26 protein-coding genes are annotated in these 17,082 nt (G+C 44.8%); 3 read left to right on the plus strand and 23 right to left on the minus strand.

Annotated elements, in window-relative coordinates:
- Window positions 1–4 precede the first annotated feature (4 nt).
- The 20 genes from QF041_RS12360 to QF041_RS12455 form a co-directional block, all read right to left on the minus strand.
- Window positions 5–496, minus strand: coding sequence for an NUDIX hydrolase (locus tag QF041_RS12360; protein ID WP_307414398.1), 492 nt, complete (start codon window positions 494–496; stop codon window positions 5–7).
- Entirely contained in the window at window positions 493–678 is a 186-nt protein-coding gene (locus QF041_RS12365; RefSeq protein WP_307414399.1) for a hypothetical protein, read from the minus strand. The genes QF041_RS12360 and QF041_RS12365 overlap by 4 nt, the downstream gene beginning before the upstream one ends.
- Window positions 679–716: 38 nt before the next feature.
- On the minus strand, window positions 717–1,559 hold the full coding sequence (locus tag QF041_RS12370; RefSeq protein WP_307414400.1) for an adenylyl-sulfate kinase: 843 nt from the start codon (window positions 1,557–1,559) through the stop codon (window positions 717–719).
- A gap of 162 nt (window positions 1,560–1,721) precedes the next feature.
- Window positions 1,722–2,051, minus strand: a complete 330-nt coding sequence (locus QF041_RS12375) for a hypothetical protein (RefSeq protein ID WP_307414401.1) — start codon at window positions 2,049–2,051, stop codon at window positions 1,722–1,724.
- Between the two features lie 276 nt (window positions 2,052–2,327).
- Window positions 2,328–2,675 (minus strand): hypothetical protein, encoded by a 348-nt coding sequence (locus QF041_RS12380; RefSeq protein ID WP_307414402.1) that lies wholly within the window; start codon window positions 2,673–2,675, stop codon window positions 2,328–2,330.
- A 5-nt stretch (window positions 2,676–2,680) separates the two neighbouring features.
- Window positions 2,681–3,073, minus strand: coding sequence for a hypothetical protein (locus tag QF041_RS12385; RefSeq protein WP_307414403.1), 393 nt, complete (start codon window positions 3,071–3,073; stop codon window positions 2,681–2,683).
- Between the two features lie 29 nt (window positions 3,074–3,102).
- On the minus strand, window positions 3,103–3,501 hold the full coding sequence (locus QF041_RS12390) for a hypothetical protein (RefSeq protein WP_307414404.1): 399 nt from the start codon (window positions 3,499–3,501) through the stop codon (window positions 3,103–3,105).
- A 15-nt stretch (window positions 3,502–3,516) separates the two neighbouring features.
- Window positions 3,517–3,927: a hypothetical protein gene (locus tag QF041_RS12395; RefSeq protein ID WP_307414405.1), complete on the minus strand. Its 411-nt coding sequence runs from the start codon at window positions 3,925–3,927 to the stop codon at window positions 3,517–3,519.
- Window positions 3,924–4,370 carry a LytTR family DNA-binding domain-containing protein gene (locus QF041_RS12400; protein ID WP_307414406.1) on the minus strand — a complete coding sequence of 149 codons (447 nt, stop codon included), beginning with the start codon at window positions 4,368–4,370 and terminating at the stop codon, window positions 3,924–3,926. Before QF041_RS12400 ends, QF041_RS12395 begins: the two co-directional genes overlap by 4 nt.
- A 207-nt stretch (window positions 4,371–4,577) precedes the next feature.
- The gene (locus QF041_RS12405) at window positions 4,578–5,078 is read right to left on the minus strand and encodes a hypothetical protein (protein ID WP_307414407.1); all 501 of its coding nucleotides are present in this window, start codon (window positions 5,076–5,078) and stop codon (window positions 4,578–4,580) included.
- Window positions 5,079–5,103: 25 nt separating this feature from the next.
- Entirely contained in the window at window positions 5,104–5,607 is a 504-nt protein-coding gene (locus QF041_RS12410) for a DUF4188 domain-containing protein (protein WP_307414408.1), read from the minus strand.
- A 33-nt stretch (window positions 5,608–5,640) separates the two neighbouring features.
- Window positions 5,641–6,093 (minus strand): hypothetical protein, encoded by a 453-nt coding sequence (locus tag QF041_RS12415; RefSeq protein WP_307414409.1) that lies wholly within the window; start codon window positions 6,091–6,093, stop codon window positions 5,641–5,643.
- A gap of 125 nt (window positions 6,094–6,218) precedes the next feature.
- Window positions 6,219–6,386, minus strand: coding sequence for a hypothetical protein (locus QF041_RS12420; protein WP_307414410.1), 168 nt, complete (start codon window positions 6,384–6,386; stop codon window positions 6,219–6,221).
- A 58-nt stretch (window positions 6,387–6,444) separates the two neighbouring features.
- Window positions 6,445–6,876: a hypothetical protein gene (locus tag QF041_RS12425; protein WP_307414411.1), complete on the minus strand. Its 432-nt coding sequence runs from the start codon at window positions 6,874–6,876 to the stop codon at window positions 6,445–6,447.
- Between the two features lie 48 nt (window positions 6,877–6,924).
- Complete coding sequence (locus QF041_RS12430; RefSeq protein WP_307414412.1) at window positions 6,925–7,407, minus strand: hypothetical protein; 483 nt, start codon at window positions 7,405–7,407, stop codon at window positions 6,925–6,927.
- Window positions 7,408–7,780: 373 nt separating this feature from the next.
- Entirely contained in the window at window positions 7,781–7,966 is a 186-nt protein-coding gene (locus QF041_RS12435; protein WP_307414413.1) for a hypothetical protein, read from the minus strand.
- 33 nt (window positions 7,967–7,999) lie between these two features.
- A complete protein-coding gene (locus QF041_RS12440; protein ID WP_307414414.1) occupies window positions 8,000–8,515 on the minus strand; it encodes a GNAT family N-acetyltransferase in 516 nt (171 codons plus the stop codon).
- A 194-nt stretch (window positions 8,516–8,709) separates the two neighbouring features.
- Complete coding sequence (locus QF041_RS12445) at window positions 8,710–8,946, minus strand: hypothetical protein (protein ID WP_076209325.1); 237 nt, start codon at window positions 8,944–8,946, stop codon at window positions 8,710–8,712.
- A 33-nt stretch (window positions 8,947–8,979) separates the two neighbouring features.
- Window positions 8,980–9,468, minus strand: a complete 489-nt coding sequence (locus QF041_RS12450; RefSeq protein ID WP_307414415.1) for a cysteine hydrolase family protein — start codon at window positions 9,466–9,468, stop codon at window positions 8,980–8,982.
- Window positions 9,469–9,521: 53 nt separating this feature from the next.
- Entirely contained in the window at window positions 9,522–10,232 is a 711-nt protein-coding gene (locus tag QF041_RS12455) for an AAA family ATPase (protein WP_307414416.1), read from the minus strand.
- Between the two features lie 297 nt (window positions 10,233–10,529).
- Between QF041_RS12455 and QF041_RS12460 the strand changes: the two genes are divergently transcribed.
- From QF041_RS12460 to QF041_RS12470, 3 genes are read left to right on the plus strand one after another with little or no spacing between them, the layout of a single operon-like run.
- On the plus strand, window positions 10,530–11,414 hold the full coding sequence (locus QF041_RS12460) for a PRD domain-containing protein (protein WP_307414417.1): 885 nt from the start codon (window positions 10,530–10,532) through the stop codon (window positions 11,412–11,414).
- Window positions 11,411–11,917 carry a PTS sugar transporter subunit IIA gene (locus tag QF041_RS12465; protein WP_307414418.1) on the plus strand — a complete coding sequence of 169 codons (507 nt, stop codon included), beginning with the start codon at window positions 11,411–11,413 and terminating at the stop codon, window positions 11,915–11,917. The genes QF041_RS12460 and QF041_RS12465 overlap by 4 nt, the downstream gene beginning before the upstream one ends.
- Window positions 11,918–11,947: 30 nt before the next feature.
- On the plus strand, window positions 11,948–13,402 hold the full coding sequence (locus QF041_RS12470) for a PTS transporter subunit EIIC (RefSeq protein ID WP_307414419.1): 1,455 nt from the start codon (window positions 11,948–11,950) through the stop codon (window positions 13,400–13,402).
- Window positions 13,403–13,557: 155 nt separating this feature from the next.
- On the opposite strand, the gene QF041_RS12475 is transcribed toward QF041_RS12470, so the two are convergent.
- The 3 genes from QF041_RS12475 to QF041_RS12485 all read right to left on the minus strand — a co-directional run bounded on the left by QF041_RS12475 (window position 13,558) and on the right by QF041_RS12485 (window position 16,964).
- On the minus strand, window positions 13,558–14,571 hold the full coding sequence (locus tag QF041_RS12475) for a bifunctional glycosyltransferase family 2/GtrA family protein (RefSeq protein WP_307414420.1): 1,014 nt from the start codon (window positions 14,569–14,571) through the stop codon (window positions 13,558–13,560).
- Window positions 14,568–15,581, minus strand: coding sequence for a phosphodiester glycosidase family protein (locus tag QF041_RS12480; protein ID WP_307414421.1), 1,014 nt, complete (start codon window positions 15,579–15,581; stop codon window positions 14,568–14,570). The genes QF041_RS12475 and QF041_RS12480 overlap by 4 nt, the downstream gene beginning before the upstream one ends.
- Window positions 15,582–16,007: 426 nt before the next feature.
- Complete coding sequence (locus tag QF041_RS12485) at window positions 16,008–16,964, minus strand: radical SAM protein (RefSeq protein WP_307414422.1); 957 nt, start codon at window positions 16,962–16,964, stop codon at window positions 16,008–16,010.
- Window positions 16,965–17,082: the final 118 nt, after the last annotated feature.

Raw genomic sequence — 17,082 nt, forward strand, 5'->3', positions numbered from 1 at the left:
CCCTCTATTTCTGAATGAAGTGTCTGATGCCTTTTACATCAAGAAGATTACTCAGTTCCTTTTTCAAAAACACAGGGTAAACTTCCATATGCTCTAGTTCGTCCAAGGAAAACCATTGGAAAGTTAACTTACCGTTATCCTCTAGACCTTTGAATTCAACTTCGCTATAGAGCTTATGGGCTTCCGGCAATGTTATGAGATAATAAAAGCCAACTTCATGATACTTCAGGCCATCATATTCAAAGAAATCTTCACTAACATATGCAAGCCTTTGCGCTTCTACATGAACACCCAGTTCCTCCATCATCTCTCGCACAATAGCCGCTTCTGTTGTCTCGTTTAATTTCACCCGACCTCCGGGCAGATTCCAGAAATCATCCTGTTCAGTCGTATGCAAAAGAACTCTTCCCGCATCCATCACAATACCTGCCACACGAAAGTTGAATTTGTTGTTATTTTGTTCATACGATACATTATTGTTATCTGCAGTGGTCATCTCGCTGACCACCCATCAGCAAATCCGTCCATGAACCCGTTAATGAACGAAGGAATAATAAGTACGAGCAATAAAATTAAACTGGCTATGCCCCATCTAAGAAGTACTTTCCGTTTGCTTCGAACACCTATAATAATTAAGATTGCGGTTGTTGCAATTAAGGCTACTCCATAAAATGTCATAAAACTGACCTCCGGTATGTATTCGTATTTCATTAAGGTTACTGCAGAATCTTTTCTAGCTTGTGCCTACAAGCCTTGCGGTCATAATCCGAATTATCCAGCCATACCTTATCCATTTGTAGTAACCCATAGATTTCGGACTCCAGCTTCTTTCTTTCCTGCAAAACCTGTACCGTACCCTCAACACCCTGATAACCCTGTGCCTGCCCCAAACCCTGGTTCGTATAATAATTAATGAATCCCTCTGACCATTCTTTTGGTCTTTCACTAACCGCCTTATCAAAGGTATAGGATATATCTTTCTGGTCGATATAGATGAGAAGCGGATTCAGAGCATGGATGTTACGCCCCAGTTCCAATACATACTGCACGTTCTGCTCTTTGGATTGATTGCATTTTACGAGACCCATGGTTAGTGGATTCTGGATAAAACAACACTCAAATATCGTGATGCAGTCATCATTCGTGCTTAACACGTTTTGGGTGAAATCTTGCCACTTCCCGGTAGTCAGCTTAACATTTTGCTCAAAAGGAATTTCGTAAATATCTCGGCTGAAAATATCCTGTAGAAGGTGATCGGGAAGCTCTATTCCCCATTGTTCTTTCATCTTACGATAAGGAATCAGGAAACCTTGATCATGGGCCGTCGCATTGCTTTCCAGAATCTCTCTGTATTCTTCATGCGTTTTCAATAAAGCCTCGAAGTCTCCAGCATAATAAAAAGATACGCCCTCGTAATCAGCAGGGTGCTCCAGGTCCCCTTCTTGAAATAGTTGTACCTTCTTGCCTTGTTCTATCAAAATTTCGGAAACCATTTTGGCAACCGTTGACTTGCCTGAACCCGGTAACCCTTCAATCAGTATTAATCGCCTTGCCATCATTACATCATCCTTTATTTTGTGTGAAGACATGGATCTTCCAGGTGTCAGACACTATGTTATTAATCAATATCTGCAATAACCCATTTCGCAGAATCGCCATCTTCTTTCTTTTTCCAAAACACCATAGTATTACTATACTCCTCGTTGTTCTCTTTTAACTCGTTAACCGTCACCACTGCCTGATATAGTAGATTTTGGATCAAAAAGATTCATATATCGCTTTTCATCCTCTTCGTATAAATAACGCATACGGGCATTCATAAGTTTGACGATTTCCAATTCATCCCCTGTATAGTTTGTTTCATCAAGGTACTCAGGTGGGATGTCTTCCTTCTCTTGGGATGTCGATATTTCTTCATCCTGTTGTGCCCCTTTTTCTGTGACACTTTGAGCCAAGGAATCTATTGATTGTTGTGCATCTTCAGTGTTTTCCTGTTTCTGACAGGCCACCAGAAGTAGTAATAATAATGAAACTACAGTTAACTTTTTCATAATCAGCCCTCTATTCAATCATGGATAATACTCCCCTGGTAAAGACCTTAAATGCCTTTAATTTAAAATAGAGACTTCCTATGTATGTAAAATTTTCTCTCAAGGTACATCATAACCCATAATGTGGAATTTGCGAATAAACGAAGTTAACCATCTCTGTCTCTATCGCTTTATACGCAAAAAAACACGCTTCTCTGCACGAGTTACATCATGCAAAGCGCGTGGTTATCAGCAGAACATTCACTCAACTTTTGTAACCGTCCACAGTCAATCTAGCTATCTATTAAATAGCATATTCATTATGCCGGTCGCTTCAATCTGGATCTCTTTTTCTTCATTATCCGAGAAAAGGTAACTATATGTTGAAAAGATCCCCATATGCCGTATATGTCCACCTTTAACATGAAGATTCCTTCCCTCACCATCGATTTTCTGCACAAACGTCCTGCCTTCATTCACATTATACGAAGAATGGATGTTATGTTCACTTGCGAGCCATGCAACAAAATCCTCTTCTTTTGGATTGGTCATGACCAGAATAAGGAGCAGAACAACAAGCACAACAATGCCCGTTCTTAGTCCCGCGCCCCTCTTGCCACCATGCTGCGTGTTCTCACGCTCCATCCCGTTCACTCCGCTTCTTGAACAGAAATCTCTACGTTCTTTGCCAAAACCCAACCACTCAATCCATACGAGGATGAGATCACCATGTACTTGTATTTCTCCTCGATCAGCCGGACTTGCAATTCGTCATAGGAATCATAGCTGACAGGCCAACCATAGCCTTTTCCCGACTCTAACAACTCTCGATTATAAGGGATAAAATGCGCTATATCCCACTCATCCAGATCCAGAATAATGCTGCCATGCAGCGGTGTATCAAACGCATGGGCCATTACACCAGAGAATAAAACATCCATATTTTTCGGCACATCATGACTCGAACGAGTGCGTATCCTGATTCTTTTGTTCTCTAAATCAACTTCGTAACTTAAGATGATGTTGTCATGCAAACTTGGCATAGTCCCCCTCCTTCCGGTTTACTCATATATTAAACACTGTAATATTGTTTATAGTCTGAGACCCATTCCGCGTTGGAAAAATCAACAAAGTCATACGGCTCGCACTGTTTAAGGTAAAGCAACTCCTTGTACGCCTGTTCCCCGTCCATATTTTCCAGGTAAAACAATGTCTCCTCATACCCTGCACCACATAATAACTGCACATCAATATAACTGCCCGTATCCTGATTCTTTCGTTTGGCTTGCCAGATCAGCGTGGTGTCCTCCACATTTCCAATACAGAATAACATGATGCACAATAGTCTCAGAACCTCGTTATCCTCTGACTTTCGGTTCTCAATCTCTTGCTGAAGCAGCTGTCGGATGGCCTCCCGGTGTACCTCATCAGGTTCCACCCCGTACAACTGCAACAGTTCTTCCTCGTTCATATTTGTTCCCCTTACCTACTTGAGAATGTTGTTTAACTCTTCCGCTTTTTTCCTGCTATCCATTCTAGCATAAAAATAAAAAGCGATGACGTGCAGCACGATAGATAATAACCACATGCCGGGGAACCAGGGAGCGATGAATTGGAACATGTCTACCGAGAATAACCATACCATCGCCATACCTCCTGCAATATTGAATGTGGAAGAAATGACGATATTCCATACCGGTTTTAACGTAAAATAGTTCCACAGCATGTTATACATCATTCCAAACAACACAGCTGCAATAGCTGATATGGCGGCAATATTCCACAGATAGCCCATTTCGATTGGTTGATCATTATAGAATAGGGTCAATAGCAAGGTCACCCAGAGTGAAGTAACGGTGAATACTTGAAAAAAGGAAAGCCTAAGCTGCATCATCATGATAATTTCCCCCTAAAGTTTTTAATATAAAATCGACTGACAAAGTAACTGGAGCTATCGGTCAGATCTACCTTAATCCGAGCATGGTCTGTTGCAGAGAATGCGGTGATATACCGTGTGTTGATGATCGTTTGATTATTAATTTTCACAAAATGAACGTCATCCAAGTCTTCTTCCACAAATTTCAAGCGTTTGTTAAGCAGGTATCTCTCGCCTGTAATCACACGTACACAACACATCCGATCCTCTGACTCAATGGCGACCACCGAGCTCAATTGAATCTGTATGTTGCGATTATTCTTGGCATGGATGACCGTTAGTTGGGTTTCCGATTGGCCGATCGCTTTTTCAATACGATCCCACTTCGATCTCTCCTCAGGATGAGTAACGACTTTGACCACCCTTTTTTCAATTGCTGTGTTCTCTTCAAAAATGACTTTCACGTGTTGCCCTCCTCTCACAACTCATATTACTGCCATAGTTATGACTATCCCACTGTATTGCGTTTTGTTGCATGATTTTGCAGGTTTGTTGCATCAGCACTCGTAGACAATAAAAAGAACCACTCCATAGGAGCAGTTCTTCTATGTACTCATCCAGAGCATTCAAGGCATGAGCTATTCTTTTTTTATCAAGGTGCTACGTTAACCTTACTCTACCTCCAGATACATCTCCTGATTTTGCAGAATTATCTCGTTCATGTGTGTAATAGCTGCTTGTGCCACGATCTGATAGGTAGCATATAATGCCTCTGTTCTCTGGAGCAGGATTGGGTCCTTCTCCAGATCCGTTGTCAGCACCTCACGCCAAGTGTCTCCGACTTTATTTTCACTTGTAATCAAACGCTCGATGTCGTCCAGCAGATCTACCATTTCATTTTGATTAAAGTAGCTCATTCCGTTCTTGATCCCGTTCCAGCTCTTGATCTCAATGATGTTATAGGCCGAAAACCAATAAAATTCTGCCAGACTCTTTGTGTGATTGTGATAGGAATAGAACAGAAATAAGGCTTGTTGCCCTTCATGTAACTGTCGGTATATCTCTGTTTTGGCTGCCATATCTCTGCCCCGTACAGAAACAAGCATCGGTTCAATACACAGCCAGCTAAGTTGCTTTGAATATATATCTTCTGGTCGAAGTTTAGCCTTCATAACATGCTCCTTTCTTTTCACCAATTTAAGGATTCTCTGGTGCTTCCACGGCCGGGTCATTCTCTCCGCCCATTCTGCGTCTGGATGTCTCCATCCTGCCTGTCGCTGGCACATGGTCAGACGCTTTAGCTAATCCGAATTTGGGCATGTTGGCGTATATGGTTTCGAAGGAACCCAACTGTGTTTTGTATGTCTCATGATAGATCCCTACAGTCCCGTCAGTACCAATGGATCGGTTGAATTTTTTCCAAGCTTCCAAGTGTAATCCGCCCCGTGCGTATTTCTCCAATTCATCGTAAGAGCGCCAGTATTGGAGTAGCGTCACCCCACGCCAACTTATAAAATACTCTGTACTCAGAAATCCGGTCTCCGGATTCATATACAGTTCTTTAATCATCGGGCCCATGGACTTAAAGACAGGCAGCCATTTGTGTATAGCCCACAGACGATTGATCCTCATTCCGATGATAAAAACAACAAATTCTCCCTCAATCTGAGCGGAATATCTTCCCTTATATATGTTCGCCACGTCACTCCTCCTTCTCGTCTAATTCATTCGAATTCAACGGATCTGGACAACCCTTCCTATCCGCTTATAGGCTTCCAATGGGAAATCAAAACTCCACCGTTTGTGATATTCCTCCGGTTCCATTTCCTTCAATTTGCTTAATTCCCTGTAGAACAGCTTGGTCAACTTGACCAGCATTAGCTCTTCAGACATGAGTAACCGACCCTTTATGACGTCTTCTGGGCTAAAGTTATCACTCATCTCATACACCATAAATTGAACGATTGCCTGTGAACGTTTCTTGATCCAGAATCGATATTCTCCAGGTTCGGTCTGCATGGTCATGGTTACATCAGCTGCTCCTTTGTGCAATGCAACGATATGGCGTGCCACCTCATCAACCGCATCCGACAAAAAAGAAACCGGAATCTCTATCTGTTCTGCTTGATTAGGTTTAATCAGAATATCCAGCCATCCGTGCGGTTCAAGCGTCATAACGATGTCCATGTCCTCCTCCTTTATGTAATTCTATGATGCAAGATTAACTGGAGACCCACTTTCAGATATAACCGTAGTGCCGCAATATTTCTTCATTTACAGTTAAAATAATCTCATTGATCTTCGAATGCAACTCACAAACGAATTTGTGCAGTGCCTTCATTGCTGCGTAAATCTTCATACACATTCCATTTTGTATACAATTGTTTTAGCGCTAACGCCGTTTTATGTATGAACTCTTCCATAGCTTCCATGGATAAAAGATTTAAATCACCCAAAGGTTCGTTGTCAGGATTAGCCAAAAACTCAAGTTTCTCTCCCCTATACTGATACACCTCAGATTCCAGCAATCCGCCTAGATCAAATGCTCCCCCCCACGTTCAGCTCATTTAACCATTCATGGGCCCCGTTCCAATTCTGTAGAATCATAAACTCTAACTTCGTGACATCCTGTGTATACACGCTTCTTCCATTGGGGTGGACTTCATATACAGGATAGATATCGAAAGTCCACACGCGATCCGTATAGATATGGGCGATGTATCCGCACAGATATTGCAGGAATTTGGGATCACTATAAGCTATCTTCTTGTTGGACTCAAAAAATTCTTTAAGTTCTTCGTCTGTTGCGAACCTTCCTGCCTCTGGCATGAGATGTGTTTTTGCCTTCTCAGTACGAAGATTAGTTCTTACGTGAATGGAATCTGGAGCGAGACTTCCCAATAATAATTCAGGGGATGGCTTGAATATCAATTCGGATGCAATTGCAAAATGAACCATAGGCCAAGGCAATATAAAAACTCCCTTCTATAGTAAATTGGATCTTATAAGAGTTAACTTTCATATCCCAAAATGCACAATGCATTTCCCATTTACTTCAGCATACTTTGCCATGTTCGCAAGATTGTTTAATTCGTTGATTAATTCAACTTTGTTGTATACGAGTTTCTCGTAGTCGCCCTTCTGTTCGCCTCCAGCAATGCTGTAATTCCCTGTAAGAACGATCGGATCAGTCGCATGGCTAAATAGATCCATCCAGGCTCGAATCAGTTGATGAAACTTCAACAAAGCATCCTGCTCTTCAATAACGGTTATTCCATAGTTGTTCAGTCCACTACATCTCATACAGGTAGATGGATTCCATGTATCCAACCAGCAAAGGGAATCATAGATGTACGCAATGAATTCGTCTTCCAAGGTCGTATGATTCTCTGTGGTTAATCCACTTCCATGTATCATGCCGTTAGAGTCCCAAGAGTAGGAAGTATAGATATATTCGTTTACTTGCGATTTGTTTTCAATAACAAAATGATGCTTCGGCATGCTTAAGTCCCCCTCACACGCTTCATTCCCATAGACTCCTCTTAATTCATCATAACCCATGTATTGGTAAATGGGAATCGAAAAAGATCCTATCCACCTCCTAACTCAGGAGAAGCAAATGGGACCTAGAGAGAAAATTCATTACATTTGGAAAATCCTTCGTTTACTCAGAAACTCTATTCCTTCTTCTCAGTAAATCGCTATAAACTCATTGGTCACATGATCATGTCTCAGTATGCCCATATAGTCTAAACCCGGCTTCTTCGGTCTATAATTTGAATCAATCGTGTAGATATTGAAGTGCACCTCATCTTCATCCTCTGATACATCTGTTTTATCGAAAAGTGCAATCACTCCATCTTTGCCAAGAAACCTAAATGGAGATTCCTGACGCTCTATAATATAAAAAAGGGTATGCGATGTCCTCTACCTCAATAAATTCCTGGTAGCCCATCAGCTCATCAGGTATTAGATCCATGTACTGTCTAGCTACATCTTCTGCCTGAAATACACCTGAGACCCACTTCCAATTCCCCTTGGTTGCTACGATAATAAACAAACGAATCACCTTCTAATTTTAATTAGGATCTATCTATATTCGATGCACAAAAGTCTGGGACAAAATCTGGTGGCTGCCAGCGATGTTGTCAATCTCAATGCTATATTCAGACTCGGTGTAGTTGATCTGATACTGCTCATAATATTTTTTCCAGAATGAAACTGCTGCCGCATTATTAGCGAGCTGTTCTACTTTGAATGTACCCTCAAATTGAGCAAAAACCAAGTCAACCGCTTGTGCTGCTAGCCCCTGTCCGCGATACTTTTTAACCAGGAACAGCTCTTGCACGGTATAATCCACACCTTCCGGCACATATGGAGGTGAGCACACCAGTACGAATCCAATAACCTTTCCTTCATACTGAATCAAAAACGGATGTAATTCATCGCGTTCCAGATATAGATAGGTGTTCGTTGGATCATATTTCCCCTCTTCAAGTAGATCCTCACCAGAAAATTCAGACAGATCATATAAATACAAGTTGTACAGGTTGAGAAACAATTCCTTTTGTTCTGCCAAAATACTCGTAATTTGCACATTCATCTTCATTGCACATCTCCCTTAGTTAATGAGTTGGTTAGTGGTCCATACATGACATTACCGATGTCCACAACGAGTTTGCTGTGCCCTGTTCTCAATATATCCTTTCAACCACAGCAGATATAGGCAAAGTTTGGTTTAAACCATGGAGTAACCTTAACTGTCGTAGTGGAAGTGTACATTTGTGCAAAAAAAAAGACTCCCTACAGAGTCCGATTATTGGTCTTGTCTTTATTTTTCACCAAGTATCCACTGGCAAGCGCTGCGGGAGCGATAAAAGGTAAGAATGTCAACCAATCCATGAAAAGAAGTATAGGAACGAAAATAAATATTACACTGATATACATCATGACTGGAGATTTTTTCTTCAATCCCTGAACGCCGAAGGCAACGCCTGCCAATGAGATCACAAGGACAAAAGCAATGTGAAGCACGTTCATCACCATCACCTCCATTTTGGATATAACTGACACTTAATGGATTAGATAATTAACCACAGGATATGAGATCACATTGCGATCTCTGTACGTTGAAGTCACCGCTTCATGATGGGTGCTAAGAATTCCGTTTTGCAACATCACCGGCCGGAATCCTCGCTCCATTGCTCCGTTGTAGGTGAATAGAACACATTCCTCTGCAGCAAAACCGGCGATAATCACCAATTCAATTCCGTGACTCTTCAACACCTGCTCCAGATCAGTTTGCCAGAAAGCATTGGAAGCTTCTTTGGTAACTGTGATATCCTTCTCATTCACATCCACCTCGGGAATAATACGATATTCTTCCGGTGGTGCCTCCTCCATGCCCTCCACATCCTGCACGTGAACGACCACATGATCATTCGAGCGCAGCACGTTAGCTACATGGTTAATGTACTCGCAAGCATGGTCTATCGAGCTCTGATCCATCTTTTTCCGCACAATACTCTCTTGCATATCAATGATTATGAATCCTACTTTCATCCTATCTCTCCTCATACAAAATGTAGTTTTAATCTTGGTATCGCAATCTTAATTTAGTCTTTAAATAATTCATTCAGCATCCGGTCGCGGTTCTCCAGAAAGCTGCGGGTAATCTGGTAGTGATCGGTATCCTCATAGACTACCTCTTGAATATGGTTATCGTCAAAACTTAAAATCTCTGCCCCCGGATATCCCAGCAAAATCGGTGAGTGCGTCGCAATAATGAATTGTGAAGTGCCCGAAAGATCATGAAGGATACGCAATAAGGAGAGCTGCCTAGCTGGAGATAAAGCGGCTTCGGGCTCATCGAGCAGATAGATGCCTTTGGAACTGAAGCGATTGACGAACAGACTGAGAAAAGACTCCCCATGGGATTGTTCATGTAATGAACGCCCGCCATAGTATTGAAGCGACGCCGGCATCTCATCGACATGTGATGCGAATTGATAGAACGATTCAGAGCGCATGAAGAAACCATTCGTTATTTTGGGCAACCAGGCCAGCCTGAGATAATTCCCGAGCGAGGATTCCGAAGCATGTGTCTCATAGGTATTATTCCTGCCACCCCCTGCGGTATTGAATCCACATTGATGAGCGATGCCTTCCAGCAGCGTAGATTTCCCTGAACCATTTTCACCTACAAAAAAAGTAACGTTATTCGTGAGCTCCAATCGTTCCAAGGATCGGATCGCGGGGATGTCAAAAGGATATTGGTCCCGATTCTCGATCTTGGCCGACATGAGTTCCACACTTCGAAGATACATAGGCATACTCCTATTCATGTTAGATTTGGCTCCATCTACGGCAGGTACCTTTTCGTTTACACATACCCTATATTAAACGACGAACAGTGGGATGACAAAATTATAGTTGACGGTGGCAGATCAGCTTATATATTATGTAGGAAGAACGTTCTGATAAAAACATAAAATGAATTGGCGTGTTACCACCCCAGAGGGCATGAGCCAAGAAGCGAACATGAGACTATACTCGCTTCTTGGCTCTTTTTGCGTTCCGGAGGCATGAAAGCGTTAACTTTAGAAACGAGGAGGCGGTGAACCGTGAGTAAAGGAATGATTCTGCAGGTGGAGCGGGTCGTCGGCAGCAATATTGTTCTGGCCCGGTCGCACCAGAATAGCAAGGAGTATGTATTGATTGGCAAAGGGTTGGGATTTGCGTTCAAAGTGGAAAGCACCGTGCAGTCCGATGATCCGCGGATTGAGAAAAGGTTCCGGCTGGAAGACCGGGAGGAATGGGGGCAGGCTCAGGAGCTGATGAGGGACTTGGACCCCAATGTCATCGACATCTCTGACCGAATTATCCGTCTCATCGCTGATCAGTTTCCCGGCAAGCTGAATGACAAGATCTATCTTGCTCTTCCGAGTCATATTCAGTTCACCTTATATCGTATCCGCAACGGGATGGAGATTCTGAACCCTTTTCTTACGGAGACAAAGCTCAGTTTTCCGAAAGAATTCGAAATCGCCTCGGAAGCGGCGGCCATGATCGGAGAGGCTTTTGGCGTAGAGATACCGGAAGATGAGGCGGGGTTCCTGACATACCATGTGTACTCCTCCGTAAATCACGTCCCTGTCGGACAGTTGGTTAAGGTATCCAATGTGATCAGCAAGCTTCAGTCGATTATTGAAGAGGAGGGTGGCGTTCGCTTTGATCAGGGCAGCCTTAGCCAGGCAAGACTCATGATACACCTGCGCTTCTCCATGGAACGCCTGTATCAGCAGCCGATGACGGCCCCCACCTTCGCACAATATGTGAAAAATGAATATACGTCCGAATACCAGCTAGCCAGAAAACTGAGCGCTGTAATGGCCGAGGATTTGGGTACAGAAGTGCCCGAGGAAGAAACGGCTTTTCTCGCAATGCATTTATACCGGCTTTTTCAAACCCATGCCAAAACCAACAACAGAAAGGACAACACACAATGATCTGGAAATGGAAAAACAACAAATCTGCCAAAACATCTGAAACAATATCCGTCGCCTCCCCGTTCACCGGAACCTGCGTCAGTTTGGAAGAAGTGCCTGACGAAGCGTTTGCGCAAGGACTTATGGGACCGGGAGTTGCAATGATTCCCCAAGAGGGCAGGCTGGTCGCCCCTATCGACGGCACTGTGGTGCACCTGATCAAATCGCACCATGCCGTAATGATTGAGCATACTTCCGGGCTGCAGCTGCTGCTGCATATCGGTATGAACACTGTCAGCCTAAAAGGACAGGGCTTCACACCCCAAGTGCAGACCGGGGATCAGGTCACTATCGGTCAGACTCTGATTGAATTTGACCTGAATGCGATCGCTTCAGCCGGTTATCCGGTCATCACCCCTGTCATCGTTGCGAATGCGGCTGAACAGCCGTGGGAGTCGCACCCGGAGTATGGCAGCGTAGAAGCAGGCATGGGAACTATCATGAAAGTCAGCTTGTCCAAATAACCTAAATCAAAAAAAGAAAGGAAGAACAATATGCTGAAATCACTGCAAAAGCTGGGAAAATCCCTGATGCTTCCTGTAGCAACCCTGCCTGCGGCAGGTATTCTTCAAGGCCTCGGTCTTCTTAATTATGAAAAGGACATTCCGCTCGGTCCCGTGATCGGGGGATTTCTTAATCAGTATGTAGTTCCATTCCTGAATGAGGGAGCGGGGGCGATCTTCGGCAACCTTGCGCTCATCTTCGCCATTGGGGTGGCAATCGGACTGGCGGGGGATGCGGTCGCCGCGCTTTCTGCCCTGATCGCTTATATGGTGCTGACGCGGATTCTGGGAGCCGTCCCAGGTGTATTCGGCTATATTCCTGACGATGTCAAGCTGGATATGGGCGTATTGGGCGGGATATTTGCCGGACTGCTTGCAGCCTATATGTATAAAAAATACCATAATATCAAGCTTCCTGACTGGCTCGGCTTCTTCTCCGGCAAACGCTTTGTGCCGATGGTCACCGCTGGCTCCATGCTGGTGTTGGCCATCCTGTTCGGCATGGTCTGGAGCCCGATTCAGGATGCCATCGGCGCTTTTGGCGCCTGGATTGTAGGTTTTGGCGGCGTTGGCTCCATGGTGTTTATGATCGCCAACCGCCTGCTCATTCCGCTCGGTCTGCATCATGTCCTCAACTCCATCGCCTGGTTCCAGATCGGAGATTATACCAATGCAGCCGGAGAAGTCGTGCACGGCGACCTAACCCGCTTCTTCAACGGAGATCCTACAGCAGGCATGTTCATGTCTGGCTTCTTCCCGATTATGATGTTTGCTCTTCCGGCAGCGGCGCTAGCCTTGATTCATACAGCCCGGCCTGAAAAGCGCAAAATGGTCGCTTCGATCTTTATCGGCGCAGCGGTGGCTTCGTTCTTAACGGGTATTACCGAGCCGCTCGAATTCTCCTTCATGTTCGCGGCGCCTCTGCTATATGTGGTGCACGCTATTCTTACTGGTGCGGCGGCCCTGATCATGTACCTGCTGAATGTTAAGCTGGGCTTCGCCTTCTCTGCAGGTCTGATCGATTACCTCGTGAATATGAAGCTGTCGACCAATCCGCTGCTCATGATCCCGGTCGGACTCGCATTTGCGGTCGTCTATTATTTCCTGTTCCGGTTCATGATTATCAAGTTCAACCTGAAAACGCCGGGACGCGAGGATGACGCTTATGATGCCGATACCCCCACTAATACTTCCGCCGTGGCAGCGTCTGCCGATACCAAGGCTGGCAAAGTGCTCGCCGAGATCGGGGGAACAGATAATATCGAGAGCATTGACGCCTGCATCACTCGCCTCCGGCTAGTTGTCAGGGACGACAAAGCCGTCAACGATCGGGCGCTCAAACAGCTTGGCGCTTCCGGTGTCATGAGGCTCGGTGGTGGAGCTGTGCAGGTCATCTTCGGCACCCAGTCCGAAATCCTCAAGGACGAGATTAAGAAGCTGATGTAACGCTCGTTCTCCTGTGAGTTTAAAAGGCCGAGAGCAAGGGTATGCTTACCCCTGTTCTCGACCTTTTTTGTTAACCAAGAAGCGCAGGATATTCTTTTGAAACGGTTTGGATTGAAAGTAAGAGAGCAAGCCATAGGCTTACTCTCTCTTCAGGGTTAATAGACAAATCTGCGCTGCGCCCAATAGCTGAACAGGAAGATGGATACCTCGGTCAGCAGCTTGGCTGCGAGCAGCGGAATAATCAGTTTTTCATTATAAAAATACAGTAAACCATAGTTTAATAGCAGCACCAGTAGGACAAGTGAGAAGTATTTGGGCAAAGACTGCCGAACCTTCGAGGTTCGTCCTGTGGAGAATACGTACTTCCGATTAATCGTATAGTTGAAGATGGAGCTGCACAGTCTCGCTGCAACAACCGACAGAAACAGATTATGCGTGAAATACTGGATAATGAACAGTAATCCAAAATCAATCAGAGCGGACAGCACCGAAGATGTGCTGAACATCAGGATTGGCATATAGATCCGGAATGAATCCACCAGCGGGCGGAAATGAGAGGACTCATTGTGATCCAGATACACCGTGTCTATAAACTCCTCCGTAATTTCATACCCTTCCTTGTGTGCCGTTAACAGCATGTTCATCTCGTATTCAAACCGATCTCCCGGAATCAGGTTCAGCCACTCCAGCATGGAGTATGGAAAACCGCGTAGACCCGTCTGTGTGTCATATACTTTGGTACCTGTCGTGAGCGAAAAAACTGCCCGGGTGACTGTGTTGCCAAAACGGCTGCGTGCTGGGATTTTCCCGCTGAAGCGACGGCTGCCAAGTACAATACCTGGTGTCGTTTGTGCGAGAAGCACTTCGAAGATACGCTTAATATCATGTGGCAGATGCTGTCCGTCACTATCTGCGCACACTACACCGCCCTGAGGTCCGTACTTCTTAATATACTGAAAACCCGTCTTCAACGCCCTGCCTTTACCGAGATTGACGTGGTGTGTCAGGACCTTACAGCCATAGGCTTCTGCCGTTTCAAAAATCCCACGGTACCCTGGGCCACTGCCATCATCCACAATCACAATGGGTCCAAGTTTAAATGTTTGCAGTTGCAGAACGAGATTCAGTAAACGTACATCGGGTTCGTATGATGGAATTAATATCGTCATGATCCTTGTCCCTCCGTTAGATATAAAATGTCACTTACGCCACGTTCCTGGTTACGCCCCAGCGGGTTATTGACAACTCTGCCCATAAAATACATCGTGGATGAACCGCCGCCGTCCAGATTGTAGGCTTCGGTTACTCCGAGGCCTTTCATGACATCGGCCAGTTCTGCCAAGGTCATGCCACGGCTGTCAACCTGCCGTCCGTCCACCACCACGAAGACGTAATGATTCGGAGCATTCATGCCGATCGCTGTTCTTGGATTCGCATCCTGGATGGAGCGGTTACCAAAGTTGTTATCGATTTTTACACTGCTAAAATCACTGACGATCTCGCCATCCTGAATCAGAATGGGCCCAAAGGACAGCGTATTGGTTGCACCTTCAGCCAGCAGTTCCGAGGAAGAAATCTCATTCTCGTTATATGTTTTCATCGTACCGTCGTTGAACAGGGCAAGTGCATCCCGCGTGGGGCTGTCCCGGTACAACGTTCCATTTCGGATAATGACACCATCATCACGGAATCCGTAGTAGTCACCATTAATGGCAAAGATCGCATTGTTGGCTGCGGCAATCTCTGATGTATTTTCGGTAATGTTCGTTCCAAAGCTGTTGTCTGCCAACGCAGTTCGCAGGCTGCTTGTATCCGTTAGCTGAACATCAGCTACATAATACGTAATCTGATCCGAGCCAGAACCCGTCTGTACCTTTTCAATCTGGACCTTCATACCATCACTCGAATAATTCCAATCATCTGACGTTGCATTCACCTCAGTTGCGTTTGTCGAAGTGCTACTGGAATCATTGGTGTTGTTCGTTGTTGCCGTTGCCGTGTTCCCATCCGCCACAACCACCTGCACATGCCGGATCAGGTAACGGTCAGCCAGGCTGTACAGGATTCCACCTACCGCAAGCACGATGACAAGTGTGATGATGAGCCATCTGCGCTTTCTTGGAGAGATCGGTCGTTTATGTGGTTCTTTCCGGGTTGGTTTCTCATAGATCTTCATCATGTGAAGCTCACCTCTTCATCTAAGTTCTTAAGGCCATATTAGGCCCGGTAGCTTAAATGAATCTGAAACCATATCAATTGAACTAAAGATTATTTACACTAGCCACTCCGATGACAGAACAACCTTCCAATCGCTGTTACCCCCAGATTTTTTTGATTCCCTTTTCTAGAGGGGAAAATCCGGGGATAAAGGCGCAGCGTATGCTTCCGAAGTAGCTTTCTTGCAGAAAGCTTTTAGCTTCGCTTTTTCAGGTTTTTTCTGTCCTCTCCGTTATTGTGTAAATGAATAGTCCAATCAAAAAAGGCCATCCTTTTTCCCATTGAGGAAATCAGATCACCTTGATTTTCAATCTATAGAGCCCTAAAGTCACTTCTATCGTAGTGCATATTTTTATTTAATACAGATATCTTCATCAGAGCTTCCTTGTTATGCATCTGGAAATAAGGCATCGTACGCGGGACAAGGCCGCTTCTCCAGGAATTCCGTTAACGCCGGCGGCTGTTGGGCATAAATATCCTTCAACGACGTTCCATTATAGATGTTACCAATCACAACAGGGTGGCATAACTCACAGATAAGAATATCCCCGTTGCCGTGCAAGTGCAGCTGTTTCGTGCCATCCACACAATTAGAGAAATACACCCCAGGTTGTTCGCGCAAATTCAACTGTTCAGCAAACCGATCCATACAGGTAAAATAGAGCGTTGTATCCGGCTTTTTATGTTCAATCAACTCCGTTACAGATCGAATAAGCGACTCTCTGGAGACAACTTGACTCCAATCGGTATGCGGCATCTTAATGCTGTTCTGGATCTCATGGATGCGCACACCCAGATCATACACCTTATCGCTAATAGCCTGCATGTTCGCCTGGTTACCTTCAAATAGTAACGTTTCCAATACCGTCTCCAGACCAGCTTCCGTACACAAACGGATATTCTGCTCCAGTCTCTCATACATGCGAGGATGCACACGGTAGTACGCAGCATAGGCCTCCACATCCGTATAATTGAACGAGATATGAATGTTGGACAAACCTGCATCACGCAACGCAATGATCCGTTCTTCTGTCAGCAGACTTGCATTACTGTTCAATTGTGTATCGATGCCATGTGCCGCACAGTACGTCACAATCTCCAGGCAATCCTGATATTTCAGAGTAACTTCTCCCCCTGACAATCGCACTCTCTTGAGACGAGGAAGCTCACTAATAATACGGATAACTTCCTGACTATTGATGCACGCTCCATCATCCCGATTGTAGGCGCAGCAATAGTCGCATTTATAATTGCAGTTCGATGTCACTCCCACCTCAAGCCCTTCCAGCTCATATACGCCGGGTGTCTCCAGTTCAAGTGATTTATATCTGTTTTTGGCTATCAATTCGTTGTACCTCCTGGTTCCTTCATTCAATCCACATTTGGATAACTTGAAGATTATAGCGGAAGGCACCCGGTTGACGATATGACATTATGTACGTTGGTTGTTAAAAACAAATTTC

It is taken from the genome of Paenibacillus sp. W2I17, assembly GCF_030815985.1.
Taxonomy (GTDB): domain Bacteria; phylum Bacillota; class Bacilli; order Paenibacillales; family Paenibacillaceae; genus Paenibacillus.

What these genes read in the sequence shown, in the direction of transcription:
- QF041_RS12405 (WP_307414407.1), bottom strand. Translation starts at nt 5,078, where the DNA reads ATGAAGGCTAAACTTCGACCAGAAGATATATATTCAAAGCAACTTAGC.
- QF041_RS12375 (WP_307414401.1), bottom strand. Translation starts at nt 2,051, where the DNA reads ATGAAAAAGTTAACTGTAGTTTCATTATTATTACTACTTCTGGTGGCC.
- QF041_RS12380 (WP_307414402.1), bottom strand. Translation starts at nt 2,675, where the DNA reads ATGGAGCGTGAGAACACGCAGCATGGTGGCAAGAGGGGCGCGGGACTA.
- QF041_RS12455 (WP_307414416.1), bottom strand. Translation starts at nt 10,232, where the DNA reads ATGTATCTTCGAAGTGTGGAACTCATGTCGGCCAAGATCGAGAATCGG.
- QF041_RS12360 (WP_307414398.1), bottom strand. Translation starts at nt 496, where the DNA reads ATGACCACTGCAGATAACAATAATGTATCGTATGAACAAAATAACAAC.
- QF041_RS12470 (WP_307414419.1), top strand. Translation starts at nt 11,948, where the DNA reads ATGCTGAAATCACTGCAAAAGCTGGGAAAATCCCTGATGCTTCCTGTA.
- QF041_RS12475 (WP_307414420.1), bottom strand. Translation starts at nt 14,571, where the DNA reads ATGACGATATTAATTCCATCATACGAACCCGATGTACGTTTACTGAAT.
- QF041_RS12430 (WP_307414412.1), bottom strand. Translation starts at nt 7,407, where the DNA reads ATGCCGAAGCATCATTTTGTTATTGAAAACAAATCGCAAGTAAACGAA.
- QF041_RS12480 (WP_307414421.1), bottom strand. Translation starts at nt 15,581, where the DNA reads ATGATGAAGATCTATGAGAAACCAACCCGGAAAGAACCACATAAACGA.
- QF041_RS12395 (WP_307414405.1), bottom strand. Translation starts at nt 3,927, where the DNA reads ATGATGATGCAGCTTAGGCTTTCCTTTTTTCAAGTATTCACCGTTACT.
- QF041_RS12370 (WP_307414400.1), bottom strand. Translation starts at nt 1,559, where the DNA reads ATGATGGCAAGGCGATTAATACTGATTGAAGGGTTACCGGGTTCAGGC.
- QF041_RS12365 (WP_307414399.1), bottom strand. Translation starts at nt 678, where the DNA reads ATGACATTTTATGGAGTAGCCTTAATTGCAACAACCGCAATCTTAATT.
- QF041_RS12445 (WP_076209325.1), bottom strand. Translation starts at nt 8,946, where the DNA reads ATGAACGTGCTTCACATTGCTTTTGTCCTTGTGATCTCATTGGCAGGC.
- QF041_RS12450 (WP_307414415.1), bottom strand. Translation starts at nt 9,468, where the DNA reads ATGAAAGTAGGATTCATAATCATTGATATGCAAGAGAGTATTGTGCGG.
- QF041_RS12415 (WP_307414409.1), bottom strand. Translation starts at nt 6,093, where the DNA reads ATGGACATCGTTATGACGCTTGAACCGCACGGATGGCTGGATATTCTG.
- QF041_RS12385 (WP_307414403.1), bottom strand. Translation starts at nt 3,073, where the DNA reads ATGCCAAGTTTGCATGACAACATCATCTTAAGTTACGAAGTTGATTTA.
- QF041_RS12465 (WP_307414418.1), top strand. Translation starts at nt 11,411, where the DNA reads ATGATCTGGAAATGGAAAAACAACAAATCTGCCAAAACATCTGAAACA.
- QF041_RS12440 (WP_307414414.1), bottom strand. Translation starts at nt 8,515, where the DNA reads ATGAAGATGAATGTGCAAATTACGAGTATTTTGGCAGAACAAAAGGAA.
- QF041_RS12390 (WP_307414404.1), bottom strand. Translation starts at nt 3,501, where the DNA reads ATGAACGAGGAAGAACTGTTGCAGTTGTACGGGGTGGAACCTGATGAG.